Raw genomic sequence first — 22,363 nt, 5'->3', positions numbered from 1 at the left:
TTGCACGCGGAAGTGCTGGTGTCTTTAGCTCTCCGTCAGGTGGACAAGGTTTTTCATTATAACGTGCCCCCTTCCCTGGCGGGCAAGGTGCAGGTTGGCAGCAGGGTGCTGGTACCCTTCGGTCGCCGTAAAGTAGAGGGCTATGTGGTTGGTTTTAGTCCGGCACCGAACCCTGCTGATTTAAAGGATGTGGCTGCCCTTTTAGACGAGGGGCCCCTATTCACCCCCCACCAGCTGGCCCTGGCCCGCTGGATGGCGGCCTATTACCTCTGCCCTACAGTTAAAGCACTGCGAGCCATGTTCTGGCCCCTTTTACAGGTGAAGGGGCCGAAAAAGGTACGGGGATTGTGGCCGGCAGCCTGCTGCGAGGTTCCCGATCCCCGGCGAGCACCAAAGAGTGCTGCGGTGTGGCAGGTTATTCAGGCCCGCCCCGGCCTGTCCAGGAAGGAACTGGCAGAAGCGGCCGGTGTTTCCCCTCGGGTGGTGGATGCCATGGTTGCCAGGGGGCTTTTACGCAGTGAGGAACGCATTGAGTCCCGGGATCCGTGCCAAGATTTGCCTGAAAAAAGGATAAAACCACCTGTTCTCCATGGGGAACAGATCCGGGCGGTAAGCAAGATTATTGAGGCCCTGGATCAAAAAGGCGGACGGCAGGTTTTTTTGCTCCACGGGGTAACGGGCAGCGGGAAAACTGAGGTTTACCTCCATGCTATCTCTGCGGCCCTGGCCCGGGGAAAACAGGCCATGATGCTGGTTCCGGAAATTGCCCTTACCCCCCAGATGATTGATATTTTCAGGGGGCGTTTTGGCCGCCAGGTGGCTGTGCTACATAGCCGCCTTTCTGATGGGGAAAGATATGATGAATATCAGCGCCTTCGTACCGGGGAGGCCGGGGTGGTGCTGGGTGCCCGCTCGGCCATTTTTGCCCCCCTGGAGCAACCCGGTTTGATCATTTTAGATGAGGAACACGAGCCCTCCTACAAACAGGAGGAAAGCCCTCGCTATCATGCCCGGACAGTGGCCCTGCGTTTGGCCGGGTATGCCGGGGCGGTGGTAGTTCTGGGCAGCGCGACTCCCTCCATGGAATCATATTGCCAGGCCGTTGGTGGGGGGGCGTACCATTTGCTGGAACTGACCCGGCGGGTGGGCGAACTCCCCTTGCCTTCCGTGCGCCTTGTCGACCTGCGCCGGGAGTTGCAGGAAGGGAACAAGGGCATGTTTTCCCGTGATCTCCGGGAAGCCATTGCCCGGCGATTGTCCCGCCGGGAACAGGTTATCCTTTTTTTAAACCGGCGGGGTTATTCCACGCTGGTGGTTTGCCGGGAGTGCGGTCTGGTGCTGAAATGCCCCCACTGCGATATTTCCCTCACCTATCATGTCAGCGGGCGGCTGCGCTGTCATTATTGCAACTACAGTGTGCTGGCTCCCTCTCTGTGTCCCGGTTGCGGCAGCCGGCATGTAGCCTATCTGGGTATGGGCACCCAAAAGGTAGAACAGGAAATCCGGCGATTATTTCCTACGGCCCGCGTCCTGCGGTTGGACAGCGATACAGTAGGCCGGCGGGGTGCCCACAGAGAGATCATAGATACTTTTCGTGAGGGTGAAGCGGACATCCTCATTGGTACCCAGATGGTGGCCAAGGGGCTGGATATTCCCGGCGTGACCCTGGTTGGAGTGATCAATGCCGATATTTCCCTTTATATGCCCGATTTTCGGGCCAGCGAACGTACTTTTCAGCTGCTCACCCAGGTGGCCGGTCGCTCCGGCCGGGGAGAGCAGGGGGGAGAGGTGCTGATCCAGACTTATTCTCCGGATCACTATGCCGTGACCTGTGCCCAAAACCATGATTACCAGGGGTTTTACCGCCGGGAAATGGCTTTAAGACGGACCCTGGGCTACCCTCCTTTTACCCACCTCGCCCGGTTGCTGGTCACCGGGAGGGTGGAAAAGGAGGTCCAGGAGGCGGCAGATTTCCTGGCCCAAGCAGTCCATGCTGCTGGCGTGCCTGTTGAACTGCTGGGGCCGGCTCCTGCTCCCCTCACCCGCATTAAAGATCGCTACCGCTGGCACCTGGTATTGAAAGCTTCGGTCCAAAGCGTTCTGCGGGAAGCGGCAACGGCCGCCCTGGACGGTTTTTCCGGGACGGGCCGGTACCGCCGGGTTCAGGTTTCCGTGGACATTGCCCCACAAAGTATGATGTAATTGAGGAGGTTTAAGGGGTGGCAGTTTTTAAGATCGTTCTTTATGGAGATGAGGTATTGCGCGAGAAGGCCAGGCCGGTTGCCAAAATTACCCCAAATATTCATAAGCTCTTGGATAACCTGCGGGACACCATGTATCACGCCCGGGGGGTGGGGCTAGCCGCACCCCAGATCGGGGTCTCAAAGCGGGTAATTGTGGTGGATACCGGAGAAGGCTTAATTGAGTTAATCAATCCTGAAATTGTAGAGGCCCGGGGGGAAGAAACTGATACCGAAGGATGCTTGAGCCTGCCCAATGTGGTAGGGGAAGTAACCAGGGCCGCTGAGGTGCGGGTCAAAGGGCTGGATAGGCACGGTAACCCGGTGGAACACCATGCCCGGGGTTTCCTGGCCAGGGCATTGCAGCATGAAATTGATCACCTGGATGGCATACTATTTATCGACCGGGCTGTGCGCATCCGGCGTGTCAAACCAGGGGCCTGATTAGGGGAGCGAAGGGTTTATGCGTGTTGTGTTTATGGGTACACCCGACTTTGCCGTGCCCGCCCTGAAGGCGTTGGTGGGTGCCGGGTACCCGGTGGTGGGAGTGGTTACCCAGCCCGATCGTCCCAAAGGAAGGGGCAAAAAAATTCAACCCTCTCCAGTGAAACAGGCTGCCCTGCACATGGGGCTGCCGGTTCTGCAGCCCGTCCGGGTACGGGACGCTGCCTTTGTTGAGCAGCTTAAACAGCTGGAGCCGGAAGTAATTGTGGTGGCGGCCTTTGGACAGATCCTGCCGCCCTCCATTTTGCACCTTCCTCCCCGGAGGTGTATCAATATTCATGCTTCTTTATTGCCCCGTTACCGTGGAGCTGCTCCCATTCACCGGGCGATTATGAATGGGGAGAGGGAAACGGGTGTAACCATCATGCTCATGGACGAGGGTCTGGATACGGGTGACATCCTGTTGCAGCAGGCCGTGGCTATTGGTGAAGCAGATAACGCCGGGGCGCTTCACGACCGGCTGGCCCTGCTGGGGGCGGAGCTTTTGTTACAAACCCTGAACCTCTTAAAACGGGGATGCCTTCATGCCCGTCCCCAGGAGGATAGTTTCGCCACCTATGCACCCCCATTAACCCGGGAGGATGAAATAATTGACTGGGAGAGACCCGCCCGGGATTTATACAACCAGATCCGGGGGCTGGACCCCTGGCCCGGTGCTCGGACCTGGTGGGGAGAACAGGTGCTCAAGGTCTGGCGGGCGGGGGTGAAGGAGGAAGCTGCTCCAAAAGGAGCCTTGCCCGGCCAAGTAATAGCCGGCGGTGAGGAAGTGGTGGTGGCCACGGGCAGGGGTTGTCTATCTTTGCAGGAAGTGCAACTGCAGGGGGGACGGCGTTTACCAGTGGCGGAGTTTTTGCGCGGTCACCCCCTGGCTCCGGGGACGGTTCTGGGCCGGTCAAAGGGCGGTTGCCATTCATGAACACTCATAAGCGGCTATTTTTAGGGCTTTTAGGGGCCAGCCTGTTATTGGTAGCTTTACTGGCGGCAGGTACCTGGTACTTGATTTTTAACCCGGCCCGTTCCATTGCCTACCAGGTGATCCTTTTTACCATGGTTTCCCTGCTGGTAGGGGTCGTCTTTTGGGCTTTTGGCGGTCTGGCGGGAATAGTGATTACCCTTCTGGCGGCACGTACCTTTGAACCGCTGCAGGGACCCATGCGAGTGGCCGTAAATTTGTTTTTCCCGGTAGCCCTTGCCCTTGGCCGCTTGCTGCGTATAGACCCCAACCGGATTAAAAGATCCTTTATTGAGGTCAACAACCAGCTGGTACAGGCCAGGCACCTAAAGGTGAAGCCAAAAGAATTGCTTTTGCTTGTACCCCACTGCCTGCAGTACAGCGAATGTCCCCATAAAATCACGGTCCATGTTGACAACTGCCGCCGCTGTGGGAGATGCTGTATAAGCAAGTTGCTGGACCTGAAGGATAAATACGGTTTTAATATGGGCCTGGCTACGGGGGGTACCCTGGCCCGTAAATACGTGCGAGAATACCACCCCCGGGCGATTGTAGCCGTTGCCTGTGAACGGGATTTGGCCAGTGGCATTCTGGACAGCAATCCCATTCCCGTTCTGGGGGTGACCAACGAGCGACCCTGCGGACCCTGTTTCAATACCTGCGTGTCCATACCCATGGTGGAGGGAGCAATTCGCTACTTTTGCGGGTTGGATAAGGAGTGATTTGTTTTGGCCCGGATCAGTGCCCGGGAAGTGGCCTTAAAAGTTTTATATGCCGTGGATCAGGAGGAGGCATATGCCAACCTGGCTCTGGACCGCATTCTGGAACATTACCGCCCGGGTAAGCTGGACCGGGCCTTTGCCACCGAGCTGGCCTACGGCGTCCTGCGCCATTTAAATACTCTGGACTGGCTCCTGGGCCACTTCTTACGCCAACCCCTGGCCTCCCAGAACCCGTGGATCCGTAATATCCTGCGTCTCGGGGCCTATCAAATCATGTACATGGAGCGGGTGCCCGATGCGGCGGCATGCAATGAGTCCAGCGAACTGGCCCGCCGTTACGGTCACCCCGGGGTGGTGGGTTTTGTAAACGGGGTGCTGCGTAACCTGGCCCGGCGGGGCAGGCAGATACCTTTTCCCGATCTAAATGACGACCCGGTTGCCTACATTTCCCTTCGTTACTCCCATCCGGCCTGGTTGGTCCGGCGGTGGTTTAAGGAATATGGTTTGGAGGAAACGATAGCCCTCTGTCAGGCCAACAACGGCCCAGCTCCCAACACGGTGCGTACCAACACCCTGAAGGTCAGCCGGCAGGAGTTAATGGAACGCTTAAGGGAAGAGGATGTGACGGCGGAACCTACCTCCTTTGCTCCGGAAGGGTTGAAGATAGCTGGTTTTCCTTCCCTGCACGGCTTTGCTCCCTTTGAAGAAGGCCTGTTCCTGGTCCAGGATGAGAGTTCCATCCTGGTGGGACATGCCCTGTCGCCTTTCCCGGGAGCGCGGGTACTGGATGCGGCAGCTGCTCCAGGTACCAAGACCACACACCTGGCCCAATTGATGGGGGATCGGGGGGAAATAACTGCCCTGGACATCCATCCCCACAAAATAAAATTGATTGCCGTCAACTGCCGCCGGCTGGGCATCACCTGTGTCCGGCCCGTGGAAGGGGATGCACGTTACCCTGACCAAAGCATGCATCAATGGGCCGATTTTGTCCTGCTGGATGCCCCCTGTTCCGGGTTGGGGGTGCTCCGCCGGCGGCCCGATGCGCGCTGGCGCAAGGCCGAGGATTCCATTGCGGAAATGGCAGGCCTGCAAAAAGAGATGCTGGAGGGGGCAGCCTGCTGCCTGAAACCGGGCGGGGTGCTGGTGTACAGCACCTGTACTGTAACTAGGGAAGAAAACCTCGGCCAGGTGGAAGACTTTCTAACCCGCCATCCAGAATTTCAACTGGAAGATCTTTCTACACTTTTGCCTGCCGGTCTGGATGAACAGGGAACCCTGTCCCGCGGTTATATCCAGCTTTTACCCCACCGGCACGGGATGGACGGATTTTTCATGGCCCGCCTGCGCAAGAGGATCACCGCGTGAGTGGCAGTCCGCTACGAAGAAGCGGCTTTCCCAACCAGGGACATTGCCGCCTCATAGTAAGGGCTCCAGGATTTGAAAATTTTTAGTTGCGGGTATGGTATAATATAGTGATAGGTGATGTCGACGAAACGGGGAACACGGCCATGGTTAATTTAAAGGACCTCACCCTTGACCAGATAAAGGACCTTTTAGGCCGGTTGGGGGAACCTCCTTACAGGGCCCTGCAACTGGCCCGCTGGCTTTTTCAGCGGGGTTGCCCGTCCTGGGATGAGATGACCGACCTGCCCAAGGACTTGCGAGCCAGGCTAAAAGAAATGGCCATTTTGCGGGGCTTGACCCTGGTTCAGAAGCAGGTTTCCCGCCGAGGGGATACCATCAAATACCTCTTTGGCCTGGCCGACGGCCAGGCCGTAGAAAGCGTATTCATGCGCCACACATACGGTCGTTCCGCCTGCATTTCCACTCAGGTTGGTTGCCGTATGGGCTGCCGTTTTTGTGCTTCCACCATTGGCGGCCTTATTCGCAACCTTTCACCGGGGGAAATGTACGATCAGGTTTTGGCCATGCAATCCGACGTTGGTGAGAGGATCAGCCACGTGGTACTCATGGGTTCCGGGGAACCCCTGGACAACTTCGAACACGTCATGATTTTTCTGGAACACCTTACCGCACCCTACGGTTTGCATATTGGATACCGGCATATTACTCTCTCTACCTGTGGGGTGGTACCGGGGATTTTAAAGCTGGCCCGGCGGCGCCTGCCCCTAACCCTGGCCGTATCCCTGCATGCTCCCAACGATGAACTGCGTAACCGGCTCGTGCCCATCAACCGGCGCCATCCCCTGGGGGAGTTGATACCCGCCTGCCGGGAATACATAAAACTTACCGGCCGGCGTATCACCTTTGAATATGCCCTTTTGGCCGGGGTGAACGATAGCCCCCGCTGTGCCCTTGAGCTGGCCCGGCTGGTGGGGGGAATGCTTTGCCATATCAACCTTATCCCGGCGAACCCCGTGGGCGGAAAGGATTTTTCCCGCACTCCCGCGGTGCGGGTACAGCGCTTCAAAAATTTGCTGGAAAAGGCCGGGCTTTCAGTAACGGTGCGGCGGGAACTGGGCGGCGATATTGATGCTGCTTGCGGGCAGCTGCGGCGCCGGGTCCTGGGATTGAATGGGTAGGGAGGGGGACCCCCATGGGACTCTTTTCCGGTTTGGAAGGCAGTTTGGAAAAATACATTGAGGGCTTCTTCCGGGATAAATTTAAAGGCCGGGTACAGCCTTTGGAAATGGCCAAGAGGTTGGCCCGGGAAATGCGCGACCGAAAACGGGTAAGTATCAGCCGGATTTATGTACCCAATGAGTTTACCATTTATTTACACCCGGAGGATTACCGTGCGGTCTCTTCGATCGCTCCACTTTTGGCCAGGGAGTTACAGGATTATCTGTCCCAAAAAGCGCAAGAAAAAAACTTTACCCTGGTTGCCCCTCCCCGGGTGGAAATCCAGGAGGACGCGGCAGTACCGGAAGGGCAGATGCGCATTGAGGGACGCTTTGGGGAAGCGGTTTACATACCTGGCGCAGAGGAAGCACGCCCGGCTGGAAACAGGGAAGGGGAGTTCGAGGATACCCTGGAATATCAACCGGCCCGGCACACTGCCCCGGTACCGGTGATTACCGCGGGGCCCAGAGCGCGCCTGGTGGTCAAGGCCGGCCCCCAGGAAGGAAAGGTTTTCACCCTACGACCCTCTACCATGGTCATTGGCCGGCGGGATACCTGTGATGTAGTTTTAAGCGATGGCAGCGTCTCCCGCCGCCACGCCCAGCTGGAATACCGGGGTGGCGAGTATGTGATTACAGATTTGGGCAGCACTAACGGTGTTTATGTTAATGGGGTACGGGTGAATACCAAGGTATTAGCTCCGGGGGATACCATTAAAATGGGCGCCACCCTTTGTGTTTTCGAGGTGGAATGATGTGCTGGGTCTTTTGCTGACGGTATTGCGGTATCTTTTCCTCTTTCTCCTTTACGCTTTCTTGTTTGTAGTAGTCCGCCAGATGTTTTTGGGCCTACGGGAAAACCCGACCCCGGCTGCGGCTGAGGGAGGCCCCGGCAGTGACACTAAGCCTTTCCCTGGTTACCGGGAGGCTACCGTCTCGAAACCGAGTGGGCGGCTGGTGGTTCTGGCCAGTCCCGATCCCCGGCTGGAAAAGGGAATGACCTTTTACCTGGGGGAAAGGATTACCCTGGGCAGGGGGGAACATAACGACCTGGTTATTCCCGATCCTTTTTCCTCCCAGGAGCATGCGGTTATTTTTTCCCGGGGTGACCAGTACTGGGTGCAGGATCTGGGTAGTCTAAACGGTACCTATCTTAATGAGGTGCGCCTGGACCGGCCCACCGTTCTGGCCGATGGCGACCGTTTACGTATCGGCGGTGTTACCTTTCAATTTGTGAGGTGGGCTTATGAAGTGGAGTCAAGCTAGTGAAGCGGGGCTGGTACGGCGAGTAAATGAAGACAGCCTGTGCGTAGAACCCGGTTTGGGTTTATTTACCGTGGCCGATGGTATGGGCGGCCATCAGGCCGGCGAAATTGCCAGCCGGATGGCCATCGCCGAACTGGTGCGCTTTCTTAAGGCGCACCATCCCCTCCCGGACGATCCGGGAACAATACTGGTACAGGGTGTGCAAGAAGCCAACCGTCTGGTTTATCAGTTATCTTCCAGCAGCGCGAGCTACAGGGGTATGGGCACCACCTTGACCGCAGCACTGGTTACAAAAGATTATCTTTACCTGGCCCATGTAGGGGATAGCCGCATATACCTGTTGCGCGAGGGGAAAATGCACCAGCTTACGGAAGATCATTCCCTGGTGCAGGAACTGGTCCGGCTGGGGGGCCTCAGTGAAGAGCAGGCCCGTTGTCATCCCCAGCGCAATGTACTCACCCGGGCACTGGGTATTGAACCCAGGGTAGAAGTTGATGGAGGGCGGGTGAAACTCCAGCCGGGTGACAAAGTACTCCTGTGCACCGATGGCTTAACGGTGCATTTATCGCCCCAGGAGATAGGCATGCTGGTGGAAAAAAACCCGGATTTGAACCGGGCCGTGAACAAGCTGGTGCAGGCCGCCCTGGAGCGGGGTGGCAGTGACAACATTACCGTGATTCTAATGGCGGTGGAATAAAGATGTTTTTTCCGAGGGCATACCATTTGCGGGCCGTCGAAGGAAAGTTGCTTTTTTGGGCCTTCGCTTACCTGCTGGTAGGGGCGGGGGCACTTTATTTCCTTAAACCGGCACCGTCCACAGCGGTGGTACTGGTGGGGGCGCTGACCACCATGGCGGCCTTCTGGGGTCTGCACTTCTTCTGGTCGTGGACCGGTTTTGTCGGGGATCCCTTTCTGCTGCCCTTAGTGGCCCTTTTTTCCTCTACCAGCCTGGTTTTTCTTTATCGTTTAAATCCGGCTTACGCGTTCCGCCAGTTTGTGTGGTTGATGATCGGCCTGTTCACCCTTTGGGTAATTACCCGCTTTTTGATCCGTTACCGGGTGCTGGCCGATTATAAGTATGTTTATGCCCTGGCAGGAGTAATCGGTCTTTTGCTGCCCATCTTTTTTGGGGTGGAGCAGGGAGGGGCAAAAAGCTGGCTGGATTTAGGATTGTTTCAGGTGCAGCCTTCGGAGTTTGTGAAGATCCTGCTGGTGCTCTTCCTGGCCGCCTTTTTGGCGGAAAACCGCCTGGCCCTGGCTGAAGGCACCCGGACGATAATGGGCGTAGCCCTGCCGGCACCACAGGAATGGGGACCCTTGCTGGTCATGTGGGGTATTTCCCTTTTGCTCTTAGTCTTTCAAAAGGACCTGGGTGCTGCACTCATTTATTTCACCACCTTTTTAGCCATGGTTTATGCCAGCACTGCCCGGATTACGTATGTGTTCCTGGGGGGAGCGCTTTTTTTAGCCGGGGCGGCAGGCAGTTATGCCCTTTTCGAACACGTGCGGCTGCGGGTGGAAGTCTGGCTCAATCCCTGGCAGTACGTGGAAACCGCCGGTTACCAGGTGGTCCAGTCCCTTTTCGCCCTGGCCGCGGGTGGTCTCACCGGGTCCGGGTTAGGGGCCGGCCTGCCCCTGTTCATTCCGGCGGTGCATACGGATTTCATTTTTGCGGCTATTTCGGAGGAGTTGGGCCTGGCCGGCGGTCTTGGCCTGTTACTCATCTACATGCTTTTTGTTTACCGGGGCTTTCTCATTGCTCTGGCGGCACGGGATGATTTTTCCTGTCTTCTGGCAACAGGTTTTACCGCCTTAATGGGACTGCAGGCCTTTATCATTATTGCCGGGGTGACCAAGCTGTTGCCTTTAACCGGCGTCACCTTGCCCTTTGTCAGTTACGGTGGCAGTTCCCTGGTGGCCAATTTCATCATTTTGGGCCTTTTATTGAATATATCCCACGAGACACAGCTTTTAAAGCCTTTAGAAAACGGTTAGCGCTTTTGAGCAAACATTAGCGAGGGAGAAAATGAAAACAAACATCCGTCGGTTAAGCTATTTGATCCTGGGTTCCTTTGTCCTGTTAAGCTTTTATATTGGTTATATCAATGTATTCCTTGGCCCGGCGCTGACCACAGATCCCCACAACCGGCGTCTGGCGGCTTACGAAGCCAAAGTGCACCGGGGCACCATCTACGACCGCCGGGGAACGGTACTGGCGAAAAGTCAGAAGGGCAGGCGCAGCTACCCACTGGGGAAAGATGCAGCCCAGGTAGTTGGTTTTATCTCCCATCGTTACGGGCGCACCGGGCTGGAATCGGCGTATGACCGTTACCTTTTAGCCATGACCGACGAAGATAAAATTGAGATGATTATTGACCGCCTGCTGGGGCGTTCCCGGGTGGGCAACGATGTGGTAGTTACCCTGGATGCCCGCCTGCAGCAACTGGCCATGCGGCTTCTCGGCAACCGGCGGGGAGCAGTCGTGGCGCTGGATCCAAGGAACGGGGAGATTTTAGCCCTGGCCAGCAGTCCAAGCTACGATCCCAATGCTATCGGGCAACCCGCCGGGCGTTCCCCTGACGGTAAGGTTCTCACCGTATACGATTTATTGCAGCAGGATAAAAGGGCACCGCTTTTAAACCGGGCTACCCAGGGAGCCTATCCGCCCGGTTCAACCTTTAAATTAATCACCGCTGCCGGTGCCCTGACTACAAATCCCGAGGTGATCAAACGTATTTTTAATTGTCAGGGCAGTCTAATAATTGACGGCTTTCGACTTGCCGATACTGCTGCCCACGGGGAGGTGGATCTTCGTCGTGCCCTGGCGGTGTCCTGCAATACCACTTTTGCCCGCTTGGGCCTGGAGATGGGAGCAGAAAGGTTTTACCAGACTGCCCGCGCTTTTGGCTTGACTTTAAACCCCTGGGCGGGTGGCCTTCCTGAGGTTGCTTACCGGCCCGGGGCCCTCACCCCCCCGGAAAAGATGAATAAACCCCAGCTGGGCTCCAGCGCCATCGGCCAGGGGGAGGTGCTGGTCAACCCGTTTCAAATGGCCCTGGTGGCGGCGGCCATTGCCAACGATGGGGTGATTATGCACCCCCATCTTTTAGCCCGGGTGCAGGACCCCCAGGGAGGGGTGCTTTTACAGTCGACCCCCCGGCCCTGGCTTACCGCGGTCAGTCCGGAGGTTGCCGGTGTCATCAAGGAGGCTATGGTGAACGTGGTAAGGGAAGGAACCGGCAGGGGGGCGGCCCTTTCCGGGATAACCGTGGCCGGTAAAACAGGCTCGGCCCAGAATCCCAAAGGGGAGACCCATGCCTGGTTTGTCGGCTTTGCCCCGGCCGAGAGGCCCCGGGTGGTGGTGGCGGTGATTGTGGAAAACGGTGGTGCCGGCGGGGTGGTGGCCGCCCCCATTGCCCGGGAGATGTTCCGGGCGGTACTGACTGCCGGCCCGTAGTTTAGAATAAAATGGAATTGGAAAAGCTAAACTACCCAACCAAGACTTGAGGTGACAAGTAATGATTGGGAGGCAGTTGGGAAACCGGTACGAAGTCCTGGAACAGCTGGGCGGAGGGGGAATGGCCATTGTTTATAAAGGCCGGGATACCTTCTTAAACCGCCTGGTTACCATCAAGATCCTGCGCCCCGAATTCTCCTCGGATAAAGACTTTACCCGTCGTTTTCGCCGGGAAGCCCAGGCGGTAGCCAGCCTTTCCCACTCCAACATCGTGTCCATTTACGATGTTGGGCAGGAGGATGACATCCAGTACCTGGTAATGGAGTATGTGGACGGGGAGGACTTGAAAACCGTCATCCGCCGGGAAGGTGCCCTGTCTCCGGAAAAGGCGGTGCAGATTGCTTTCCAGGTCCTGGAGGCTCTGGAACACGCCCACGAGAACAACATCGTGCACCGGGATATTAAACCCCATAATATCCTTATCACGAAGAGCGGGCGGGCAAAACTAACTGATTTCGGCATTGCCCGGGAGGCCACGGCGGCAACCGTCACGCAGACCGATACCATTGTGGGGTCGGTGCACTACCTCTCGCCGGAGCAGGCCCGGGGGGAACTGGCCGGCCCCCAGTCGGATATTTATTCCCTGGGCGTGGTCCTTTATGAGATGCTTACCGGCAACGTGCCCTTTGCCGGGGATAGTCCCATTGCCGTAGCTATTAAACACATCCAGGAAGAACCGGAGCCTCCCTCCCTGCGCAATCCCGCTGTTTCCCCGGGGCTGGAGCAGGTGGTCCTGCGGGCTATGCAGAAAAACCCCCAATCACGTTTTGCTTCTGCCCGGGAGATGGCCCGTCACCTGGAAGACCTTTTTGCCCGGGATGGTGAAGAGGCCACCCGTTTCATTCCCCTGGATGAAATGGCCACCCGGGTGCTCAAGCCAGTAGAGAAGCTCCGGGAGGAAGGGGTGCGCCGTCGCAGGCTGCGTCCGGTGGGATGGGTGGCCCTGGCCCTTCTCCTGTTGGCCCTTTTGGCAGGGGGCGCCTTTGCCCTGAACAGTTATCTTAAAGGACCGCCCCCGGTTACAGTGCCATCAGTAATAAACAAGGAGTTGTCCGAGGCCCAGAAGATACTGGCTGATTTGGGATTGCAGGTGAAAGTGCGCAAGGAACACCATCCCAAGATCCCCGAGGGATTTGTTATTGACCAGGATATTGGCCCGGCGGATGCGCCGGTAAAGCCTCCCCGGGATATCACCCTCACGGTCAGCCTGGGCCCCGACCTGCGGGAAGTACCCGACCTGTACCGGCTGAGTCTGGAAGACGCGCGCATACGCCTGACTGAAAGGGGTCTGGTCCTGGCCGAACAGGTGCAGAAGGGCTACGACGATAACGTTCCCCCGGATCTGATCTTTCAACAATTTCCTGCTGCCGGGGAACGGGTAGCTCCCAACACCCCGGTGACGGTTTATCTTTCCCTGGGACCAAAGCCCAGGCAGTCCAAGGTGCCGAACCTCATTGGGCTGACCCTGGACCAGGCCCGGGCCAAGCTGGCCGAAAACAATCTGAGTCTGGATGAAAATGTTCATTGGGTGGAGAGTACCGATTACTTTCAAAATCAAGTGATCAGCCAGGATCCAGTTTCCGACAGCATGGTTGACCAGGGCACGTCCGTAAAGGTAACCTTAAGCAAGGGGCCGGGACCCGTACCCAGGGAGGCCGGGGTGAGGGTGCTCCTTGACAACGATGGGCAGGCTCACCAGGTCAAGATTGTGATTAACGATGTCCGGGGAACCACTTTAGCCTATGTAAATACTCATCAACCGGGGGAGAAAGTGGAAACGACCGTGCGCTATTACGGCAGGGCCACTATCCAAATATACGTTGATAATAAACTGGTGAGACAGAAATCTCTTCAAGAGGGAAAAAACGATAACGATGATTGAAAAGGGGGGAGCGTAACCGGTTAAAAGATGCTGCGGGAAGGAACGGTGGTCAAAGCTTACGGCGGACATTATTATGTATCCAGCGGTGAGGAAATCCACGATTGCGCCCTCAGGGGACGCTTTCGCCGGGAAAAGAAGCAGGTGCTGGTGGGGGACCGGGTTACCTTTCGCCTCCAACCTGGGGGTCAGGGGGTAATTGAAGAAGTACATCCCCGCCGGACCACCCTTGTGCGTCCGCCGGTAGCCAACGTAGACAGGGCACTGATTGTTTTTGCGGTGAAGGATCCCGACCCCAATACCTTTTTACTGGATCGGTTTCTCACCCAGGCCGAACATGCCGGGGTAGGGCCAGCCATTTGTTTTAACAAGGTGGACCTGGGAGAAGAACTGATCCGGGATATGATCGGGGCCTACCGCCAGGCAGGTTACCCGGTTGTTTGTACCAGTGCCCTGGATGACAGCGGCCTTGATGAATTGCGTGCCCTGCTCGAGGGGCATATTACCGTACTGGCCGGGCCTTCGGGGGTGGGTAAGTCCAGCCTGTTAAATGCCCTGGTCCCCGGTTTAAATCTGAAAACCGGGGACATCAGCCGCAAATTGGGCCGGGGCCGGCATACCACCAGGCATGTAGAGCTCCTGCGCTTGCCCGGGGGAGGTCTGGTAGCAGATACCCCGGGGTTTTCCAGCCTTTATTTACCCGAAATGAAACGGGAAGAACTGGGGGAGTTCTACCCGGAAATCGTGGCCCGTCGCGACGGTTGCCGCTTCACCGGCTGCCTGCATTTCCAGGAGCCCGATTGTGCGGTAAAAAAGGCCGTCGAGGAGGGGGAAATCCCCGCCTTTCGCTACGAAAACTATTTGCGACTGCTGCAGGAAGTAATGGAACTGGAGAGGAGATACTGAGTGATCAAAATAGCACCGTCGATTCTCTCGGCCAACTTTGCCCGCCTTATGGAAGACGTGCAGCGGGTGGAGAGGGCCGGGGCAGACTATCTCCACCTTGACGTCATGGACGGCCACTTCGTGCCCAACATTACCATCGGGCCACTGGTGGTGGCGGCTCTGCGGCCCCACAGCCAGCTGTTTTTTGACGTTCATTTAATGATCGAAGAGCCCGACCGTTATATAGATTCCTTTGTTGAGGCGGGGGCAGACCTGATCACGGTACATGCGGAAGCCTGCCGGCACCTGCACCGCACGCTCACGCATATCCGGGAAAAGGGGGCCAGGGCCGGGGTAGCCCTGAATCCGGCCACTCCCCCTGAAGTGCTGGAATACCTGCCCGGACTTTTTGATCTGGTACTGGTGATGACCGTTAACCCGGGCTTTGGTGGGCAGGCCTTTATTCCCCAGACCATTCCTAAAATCCGCAAGATTCGGGAGATGCTGGATGGTGCCGGGTTGGAGGTGGAAATCCAGGTGGACGGTGGTATCAATCCCTCTACCGCCCCCCTGGTGGTACAGGCCGGGGCTACGGTACTGGTGGCCGGTTCGGCTGTTTTTGGTGCTCCGGATCCGGCAGCGGCTATCCAGGAAATCCGGCAGGCGGCAAAAGGGGGTGAGTAGATGGCTGTCTGGAAGTGCCAGGAGTGCGGGAATGTAGTGGAGGCCCGCTGCAAGCCCGGCAAGTGCAAGTCCTGCGGCGCACCCAAAGATAAACTGGTCAAGGAAGCCCAGCCCAAGAAGTAGTTCTCTGGAGCAACCATGTCCCATACATAACCTCGTGGCGATAAACCCGAACAGGAGCGAATTTTATTTAGAAATTTGTCGCAGGCACAGGCAGGAATTTCTTCCCTTTTCGTCAAAACCTTCCTTAGCCTGTAGTGGGAAAGCGGCGTGGGGCCATACCGTTCTAAGACTAACTTGTTTGATAGCAATCTAGGAAGGTGAGTCAATTATGGGTGATGAGCAACAAGTGGTTATCTTCCAATTAAACGATCAACAATATGCCCTGCCCATCCAGGAAACCCAGGAGATTATTCGCATGACCGATATTACCCGGGTGCCCAATACTAAAAGTTACGTTGAGGGTATCATCAACCTCAGGGGTAGTATCGTGCCGGTAATAAACCTGAACAGGCGCCTGGACCTGCCTGTGCGGGATTACACCGATGCCACCCGGATCATTGTGGTGGAGTATGAAGGACAAAAAGTGGGTATGATTGTTGATAATGTTCTGGAGGTGGGTCGATACAACGCCGATGAAATGGAACCGCCGGCGGTGGCGGGAGACAACATGGAGTTCCTCCGGGGGGTAATAAAAAAAGGCGACCGCCTGTGGTTATTGCTGAACCTGGGCCGGGTTTTGTAGGCCGCGGGTTTTGCCTTGTTTCAGGGCCACACGGGTGGCCCTTTGTTGTGGATTTTGCTTCCTTTCAGGGGGCGTTCCTCGGCGTTTCCCCTTAGTATTTTGTAGTTTACATAAAGAGGTGTTTTGCTTGTCCAACCAGGAAACACTGCGTTCACGCCTGCTGGGCATAGATGGCCGTGGTTACGGTGCCTATAAGTCCATTGGTGGCAGCTATTCCTTCGACCGTTACACTCTATTTATTGATCACGTACAAAGCGATCCCTTTGCACCCCCCAGCCGCCTGCGGGTGCGGGTGGGCCAGCGTTTGGCCGGTTTTCCCCCCGAACTTTATTCCACCACCCCCCGGAGAATTGCCCTGGAGGACTACCTGATGCGCCAGTTTGGCCGGGCAATCAGCCGCCATGCCCGGGGGTACCGGGGTACCGGTAAAAGCGGCCTGATCGCTATAGACCATTGCGGTCAGGAAATTCTCGAGCGTACCGGGGCAGTTGTGAATAAAGAGTATGTAGAGATCCGTTTTACCGTCGGCCTGCCTGCCCGGGGGCGTACCATAACCGGCCGGGAAGCATTGCGCATCTTCTTTGAAGAGGTCCCGTTTATAGTCAACGAATCTCTGTTTTATAAAAGTCTGGACACAGCCGCCTTAAAACAACAGGTGGAACTTGTGGAAGACCAGGAATTTTTAAGGGCCCGGCTGGATGAACGGGGCCTGGTGGCCTTTGTGGCCAACGGGGCCATCCTGCCCAGGGAAAGTGGCGTAAGCGACCGTCCTTTAACCCGGGGCCGGGTAATTCCCTTTCAATCCCCGCCGGAACTGGAGGTTTCCTTTGAGCTGCCCAATCGCGGTAGGGTGACTGGCATGGGCGTTCCCCGGGGGGTCACCCTCATTGTGGGAGGAGGTTACCACGGCAAATCCACCCTTTTGCGGGCCCTGGAACGGGGAGTCTACAACCATATCCCCGGCGACGGGCGGGAACTGGTGATTACCGTGGGTGACGCGGTGAAAATCCGGGCTGAGGACGGCCGTAGCGTGGAAAAGGTGGATATCAGCGCTTTTATAAACAATTTACCCCATGGTCAGGATACCCGGGCTTTTTCTACGGAAAACGCCAGTGGCAGCACTTCACAGGCGGCCAACATCGTGGAGGCTCTGGAAGTGGGGACTCGCTTGTTGCTTCTGGATGAGGATACCAGTGCAACCAACTTTATGATCCGAGATGGCCGCATGCAGGAACTGGTGGCCAAGGAATTCGAACCCATCACCCCCTTTATTGACCGAGTGCGCCAGCTTTACGAGCACCTGGGGGTTTCCACCGTGCTGGTGGTGGGCGGATCGGGAGATTACTTTGCGGTGGCCGATCGGGTTATTATGATGCAAAATTACATCCCCCTGGATGTAACCCGGCGGGCCAGAGAGATTGCTTTACGCCACCGTGATGAGCGCCGGGTAGAGGCTGTTGGTACTTTTAACCGGGTTACCCCCCGTATCCCTTTGCCTGCCTCCTTTATCCTCGAGGGACGGGCCAAGGTAAAAGCGCGGGGTACCGATGAAATTGTCTACGGCCACATGGATATTGACCTGCAGGATGTGGAGCAACTGGTGGATCCAGCTCAATTGCGGGCCATAGCTGAGATCATCAAATATGCGGCTAAACACTACGTTAACGGAGAACGAACCTTGAGGGAAGTAGTCCTGGCGGTGCTGGCGGATATAGATAGAGAGGGCCTGGATGTTGTATCTCCCTTTAAAGGCCTGCACCCGGGGGATTATGCCCGCCCCCGGGTGCAGGAAATTGCCGCCGCTATTAACCGCTACCGCCGCTTGCAGGTGCGCCAGCAGTTATAACTAAAACTCACAGCCGCAGCAGCAACTGCAGCTTTCATCGGAACAGGAATGCTGGCCGCCGGAAATGGCATCGCTAATGATCTGGTTGATTTCTTCCAGTAACTGTTCGAAGTTGTGTTGAGCACGGAAAAATTCCGTAATCAACGGGTTATCCATCATGCGCTTTTCCAGATCTTCCACATCGGCCTTCTGGCTTTCCGTAAGTTCCAGGCCCTGGGTCTGGATCATTTGCAGGAACCGCTGCTTTTGATGAAATTCATCGATGATTTGCTTGGCGGCAGGATCCTGCAGCATAGCCTGCTGGGCCTGGATCATGGCCGCCAGCTCATGGGAGCGGGCAATTTCTTCTCCCAGTTCCCGGGCCTTTGCGATTATAGACACATCAATCACCTCCCATCCGGGGAAATATTGATCATACCGTCGCCGCCAATTTGCCTTCCAGGTGAGTGAGGCGGGCTCCGGTAACGGTCACATTCACCAGTTGTCCGGCGAGATCCCTGGAGCCGGGGAAAATCACCAGCCGGTTGGTCCTGGTGCGGCCGCTCATCATTTCGGGGTTGGTTTTGCTTTCGCCTTCCACCAGAACCTGCTCCACCCGGCCAACGAGGGCCTGGTTATGGGCTAGGGTGATTTCGTTTTGTCTTTCAATGAGCTTTTGGATCCTTTCGCTCTTTATTTCGTCGGGTACCTGCTCAGGGAAGCGCGCTGCCGGGGTGCCCGGTCGGGGGTTATATACAAAGGTAAAAGCGCCATCAAAGCGCACCCTTTCCACCAGATCCATGGTCTGGGTAAAATCCTCTTCCGTTTCCCCGGGGAACCCTACCATGATATCAGTGGTTATGGCCACGCCGGGTATAGCCCGGCGAATGCGCTCTACCAAGTTCAGGTAATAGTTCCGGTCGTAACCCCGGTTCATCAGCTTCAGGATACGGTTGCTGCCTGCCTGTACGGGCAGATGTATATGTTCGCATACGTGGGGACAGCGGGCAATGGTATCAATCAGTTCCGGGGTAAAATCCCGGGGATGGGAGGTGGTAAAACGAATACGCCAAAGGCCCGGAATTTGATCCACTTCTGTTAGCAGGCGGGCAAAACTGATCGGTCCGGGCAAATCCTTGCCGTAAGAGTTCACATTTTGCCCTAAAAGGGTGACTTCCCGGTAGCCTTCCTGTACCAGCCGGCGAATCTCGTTAAGGATATCTTCCGGCCGGCGGCTGCGCTCCCGCCCGCGCACGTAAGGTACAATACAGTAGGTGCAAAAATTATTGCAGCCGTAGGTGATGTTTACCCAGGCCTTCACCTTGGAGGCCCGGCGGATGGGCAGGTTTTCCACAATCTCTCCAGCTTGATCCCATACCTCCATGACCCTTTCCCGGCATTCCCGGGCCTGTAAAAGGAGTTCGGGCAGGCGGTGCAAGTTATGGGTACCCAGGATGAGATCCACCTGGGGAAAACGGTTTTTGATTTTGCGGGCTACTTCCGGCTGCTGGGTCATGCATCCAGCTATGCCAATGATCAGGTTGCCCTTTCTTCTACCCTTTAAGTGAGCTAGGCGCCCTAAAAGGCCGTATATCTTATTTTCGGCTGTTTCCCGCACACAGCAGGTGTTCACCAGTATTACATCGGCCTCATCAGTGCTGGCAGCTGGTTCGTAACCCAGAGATTCCAGCATGCCGGCCATTACTTCCGAGTCGTGGTCATTCATCTGGCAGCCAAAGGTTATTACTTCATAGGTGGGTATTCTTTCCTTCATACCTGATCCCTTCCCGTTACTCCTCGTATTATATCTTATTTGGGGACCGGGCGCAAACTTATTTTCATTAGGGTTTCGGAGCCTGGCCCTCGGGACCGGGTTTTCCTTTTGCCAGGCAGTTCTTTGTGTTATAATGGTGCCCAGGAGGGGATTATTGGTGTCCTATACCCCCATGCTGAAGCAGTATTTGCAGATTAAACAGAATTATCAAGATGCTATACTCTTTTTTCGTCTCGGGGATTTTTACGAAATGTTTTTTGATGATGCCCTGGTAGCCTCGCGGGAACTGGAAATTACTCTTACCGGAAGGGACGCCGGGGCAGCAGGCCGGGTGCCCATGTGCGGGGTGCCCTATCATGCGGCGGAAACCTATATTGCCCGTTTAATTGAACGGGGTTACAAGGTGGCCATTTGCGACCAGGTTGAGGACCCGGCCGATGCCAGGGGGATCGTGCAGCGGGAAGTGACCCGGGTGGTTACCCCCGGCACGATCATGGAATGCCTGGAGGAAAGGAGACATAATTTCCTGGCGGCTGTAGTTGAAAAAGGCAATGCTTACGGTCTGGCCGTGGTGGACGTAACCACGGGCCTGTTCATGGTTACCCAGATAAGCGGCCGGGATGCCTTGCTGGATGAACTGACCCGCCTGGAACCGGCCGAGGTTCTCCTGCCCGATATACCCTTTTACCGGGAGCTGGCCAGGGCCGTCAAGTCCCGGCTGCCCAAAGCGGTTGCTTCCTTCTGGAGCCCCGCCGCCTTCGAGCGGGGGGAGGCGGTCCGGAGCATACAGGAACAGCTGGGAACGGGTTGGACCCGCTCCGGTTTAAGCGGCCTGCCCCTGGCCATCCTCTGTGCCGGGGGAATGTTGAATTACCTTAAAGCCACCCAGAAGCGGGAACTGGGCCAGCTCAACCGGGTAGAAATATACAGTGCGGGCCAGTACATGCATTTGGACGGGGTCACCCGGCGCAATCTGGAGTTAACTAGTTCCTTAAGGGATGGCTCCCGTTGGGGTACCCTTCTCTGGGTGCTGGACCACACGGTAACGGCCATGGGCGGGCGTTTGTTGAAGTCCTGGTTGGAGCGCCCCCTGCTGGATGTGCAGGCCATTCGGGCCCGTCAGGATGCGGTGGAGGAACTGGTCAATGATAGTCTTGCCCGCCAGGAACTGCAGCAACTTTTAAAGACCATCTACGATTTGGAAAGGTTATCCTCTCGGGTAGTCTATGGCACCGCCGGCCCCCGGGATTTGCTTGCTTTAAAAAACTCCCTGGCCGTTTTGCCGCAGGTAAAAAAGGTGCTGTGCAATAAAAAAGCTCCCCTCTGGCAGGAGATTGCCGGAGATCTGGACTGCCTGGAAGATGTTGTCCAGCTTTTAGATGAAGCTATTGACGCCGATGCCCCTGCCGGTTCCAGGGAAGGTGGTGTCATCCGGGAGGGATATCATCCCGAGGTGGACCGCCTGCGCCAGGCCAGCCGGGAGGGTAAAAACTGGCTGGCCCAGCTGGAAGCCCGGGAAAAGGAGCGTACCGGTATCCGCTCCTTGAAGGTAGGCTTTAATAAGGTGTTTGGTTATTACCTGGAAGTAACCCGCCCCAACCTTAATCTTGTGCCCTCCGACTACATACGCAAGCAGACCCTGGCCGGGGCGGAGCGTTTTATTACCCCGGAGTTAAAGGAACTGGAAGAACAAATCCTGGGAGCGGAAGAAAGGCTTGTTCAGCTGGAATACCGTATATTTACCGAAATAAGGGAAAAAGTGTCTGCGCAGGTGAGGCGCATTCAACAGGCAGCGGGGGCGGTAGCCCGTACCGATGCCCTTCTTTCCCTGGCTGAGTCAGCGGTGAAGGGAAATTATGTCCGTCCCGAAGTAAACGACGGCTCCCGCATAACCATCCGGGAAGGGCGTCACCCGGTGGTGGAGCAGGTGCTGGAGCCGGGGGAATTTGTACCCAACGACGTGGATCTGGGAGGCGATACCCGCCTGATCCTGCTCACCGGACCCAATATGGCGGGGAAGAGCACCTATATGCGCCAGGTAGCCCTGCTGGTATTAATGGCTCAGGTGGGTAGCTTTATTCCCGCTGCCTCCGGGGAAATAGGTATTGTGGATCGTATTTTTACCCGGGTGGGGGCCAGCGACGATCTGGCCGCGGGGCAAAGCACTTTCATGGTGGAGATGAGCGAGTGTCAGGTAATTGTCAGTGCGGCCACGCCCCGGAGCTTGATCATCATGGACGAGGTGGGGCGGGGCACCAGCACTTACGATGGCATCAGCATTGCCCGGGCACTGGTGGAATACATCGTGCGCCGCATCGGTGCCCGAACCCTCTTTTCCACTCATTATCACGAATTGACTGAGCTGGATGTCTTGCCAGGGGTCAAAAATTTTACCGTTGCCGTGGAGGAAAGGGGAGAAGACGTAGTTTTCCTGCGCCGGGTGCGTCCCGGGCGGGCAGATCGCAGTTACGGCATCCAGGTGGCCCGCCTGGCGGGCTTGCCCGGGGAAATCCTGCAAAGAGCCGCAGAAATACTCCACGAACTGGAGTGCCGCCGGGACGGGGGAGCTGTAAACCCGGCGTCAAGGGACTTGCCGGCTCACAGGGAAGAGAAAACTGCGGTTCCCAAACATCCTATCCTGGATGAACTGGTGAAACTGGATCTGTGGCAAATGACCCCCCTGGAGGCCCTGAATACCCTTGCCGCCTGGCAGCGGAGTTTAAAACAGGGTGTAAGGCGGGCAGCCGGCCACGGTAGTTAGAGTGGTCATCCCTGGAAAAAGAGA

The 22,363-nt window shown here is 56.6% G+C and carries 20 protein-coding genes; 18 read left to right on the top strand and 2 right to left on the bottom strand.

Going from position 1 to position 22,363, the window contains the following annotated elements:
- The 17 genes from priA (at position 1) to BUA65_RS02240 (ending at position 17,825) form a co-directional block, all read left to right on the top strand.
- Positions 1-2,202 (top strand): primosomal protein N', encoded by a 2,202-nt coding sequence (priA, locus tag BUA65_RS02320; RefSeq protein WP_072867162.1) that lies wholly within the window; start codon positions 1-3, stop codon positions 2,200-2,202.
- A 17-nt stretch (positions 2,203-2,219) separates the two neighbouring features.
- Positions 2,220-2,684: a peptide deformylase gene (def, locus tag BUA65_RS02315; protein WP_072867161.1), complete on the top strand. Its 465-nt coding sequence runs from the start codon at positions 2,220-2,222 to the stop codon at positions 2,682-2,684.
- 19 nt (positions 2,685-2,703) lie between these two features.
- Positions 2,704-3,660, top strand: a complete 957-nt coding sequence (gene fmt, locus BUA65_RS02310; protein WP_072867160.1) for a methionyl-tRNA formyltransferase — start codon at positions 2,704-2,706, stop codon at positions 3,658-3,660.
- Positions 3,657-4,418, top strand: a complete 762-nt coding sequence (locus BUA65_RS02305) for a DUF116 domain-containing protein (protein WP_072867159.1) — start codon at positions 3,657-3,659, stop codon at positions 4,416-4,418. Before fmt ends, BUA65_RS02305 begins: the two co-directional genes overlap by 4 nt.
- Positions 4,419-4,424: 6 nt before the next feature.
- Positions 4,425-5,786: a 16S rRNA (cytosine(967)-C(5))-methyltransferase RsmB gene (gene rsmB, locus BUA65_RS02300; RefSeq protein ID WP_072867158.1), complete on the top strand. Its 1,362-nt coding sequence runs from the start codon at positions 4,425-4,427 to the stop codon at positions 5,784-5,786.
- Positions 5,787-5,929: 143 nt separating this feature from the next.
- Positions 5,930-6,964, top strand: coding sequence for a dual-specificity RNA methyltransferase RlmN (gene rlmN, locus BUA65_RS02295; protein WP_072867157.1), 1,035 nt, complete (start codon positions 5,930-5,932; stop codon positions 6,962-6,964).
- Positions 6,965-6,978: 14 nt separating this feature from the next.
- Positions 6,979-7,758: an FHA domain-containing protein gene (locus tag BUA65_RS02290; protein WP_072867156.1), complete on the top strand. Its 780-nt coding sequence runs from the start codon at positions 6,979-6,981 to the stop codon at positions 7,756-7,758.
- A gap of 1 nt (position 7,759) precedes the next feature.
- Entirely contained in the window at positions 7,760-8,269 is a 510-nt protein-coding gene (locus BUA65_RS02285; RefSeq protein ID WP_072867155.1) for an FHA domain-containing protein, read from the top strand.
- On the top strand, positions 8,250-8,966 hold the full coding sequence (locus tag BUA65_RS02280; RefSeq protein ID WP_072867154.1) for a Stp1/IreP family PP2C-type Ser/Thr phosphatase: 717 nt from the start codon (positions 8,250-8,252) through the stop codon (positions 8,964-8,966). Before BUA65_RS02285 ends, BUA65_RS02280 begins: the two co-directional genes overlap by 20 nt.
- A 2-nt stretch (positions 8,967-8,968) precedes the next feature.
- Positions 8,969-10,264, top strand: a complete 1,296-nt coding sequence (locus BUA65_RS02275; protein ID WP_072867153.1) for an FtsW/RodA/SpoVE family cell cycle protein — start codon at positions 8,969-8,971, stop codon at positions 10,262-10,264.
- 31 nt (positions 10,265-10,295) lie between these two features.
- Complete coding sequence (locus BUA65_RS02270; RefSeq protein ID WP_072867152.1) at positions 10,296-11,726, top strand: peptidoglycan D,D-transpeptidase FtsI family protein; 1,431 nt, start codon at positions 10,296-10,298, stop codon at positions 11,724-11,726.
- 76 nt (positions 11,727-11,802) lie between these two features.
- The gene (gene pknB, locus BUA65_RS02265; RefSeq protein ID WP_341349595.1) at positions 11,803-13,668 is read left to right on the top strand and encodes a Stk1 family PASTA domain-containing Ser/Thr kinase; all 1,866 of its coding nucleotides are present in this window, start codon (positions 11,803-11,805) and stop codon (positions 13,666-13,668) included.
- Between the two features lie 27 nt (positions 13,669-13,695).
- Complete coding sequence (gene rsgA / locus BUA65_RS02260; protein ID WP_072867150.1) at positions 13,696-14,571, top strand: ribosome small subunit-dependent GTPase A; 876 nt, start codon at positions 13,696-13,698, stop codon at positions 14,569-14,571.
- Positions 14,572-15,234: a ribulose-phosphate 3-epimerase gene (gene rpe, locus BUA65_RS02255; protein ID WP_072867149.1), complete on the top strand. Its 663-nt coding sequence runs from the start codon at positions 14,572-14,574 to the stop codon at positions 15,232-15,234.
- On the top strand, positions 15,235-15,357 hold the full coding sequence (locus BUA65_RS02250) for an RCKP-type rubredoxin-like domain-containing protein (protein WP_072867148.1): 123 nt from the start codon (positions 15,235-15,237) through the stop codon (positions 15,355-15,357).
- A gap of 208 nt (positions 15,358-15,565) precedes the next feature.
- On the top strand, positions 15,566-15,979 hold the full coding sequence (locus BUA65_RS02245) for a chemotaxis protein CheW (protein WP_013822424.1): 414 nt from the start codon (positions 15,566-15,568) through the stop codon (positions 15,977-15,979).
- 127 nt (positions 15,980-16,106) lie between these two features.
- A complete protein-coding gene (locus BUA65_RS02240; RefSeq protein WP_072867147.1) occupies positions 16,107-17,825 on the top strand; it encodes an ABC-ATPase domain-containing protein in 1,719 nt (572 codons plus the stop codon).
- Here the strand turns inward: BUA65_RS02240 and BUA65_RS02235 are convergent, their stop codons facing one another.
- Entirely contained in the window at positions 17,826-18,206 is a 381-nt protein-coding gene (locus BUA65_RS02235) for a YlbF/YmcA family competence regulator (protein ID WP_072867146.1), read from the bottom strand.
- A gap of 31 nt (positions 18,207-18,237) precedes the next feature.
- Positions 18,238-19,578, bottom strand: a complete 1,341-nt coding sequence (miaB, locus tag BUA65_RS02230) for a tRNA (N6-isopentenyl adenosine(37)-C2)-methylthiotransferase MiaB (protein ID WP_072867145.1) — start codon at positions 19,576-19,578, stop codon at positions 18,238-18,240.
- A gap of 172 nt (positions 19,579-19,750) precedes the next feature.
- Between miaB and mutS the strand changes: the two genes are divergently transcribed.
- Positions 19,751-22,339 (top strand): DNA mismatch repair protein MutS, encoded by a 2,589-nt coding sequence (gene mutS, locus BUA65_RS02225; protein WP_207543838.1) that lies wholly within the window; start codon positions 19,751-19,753, stop codon positions 22,337-22,339.
- Positions 22,340-22,363: the final 24 nt, after the last annotated feature.

Source organism: Desulfofundulus thermosubterraneus DSM 16057, assembly GCF_900142025.1.
GTDB lineage: Bacteria > Bacillota > Desulfotomaculia > Desulfotomaculales > Desulfovirgulaceae > Desulfofundulus > Desulfofundulus thermosubterraneus.
This window is presented reverse-complemented; position numbering and strand designations above follow the sequence as displayed.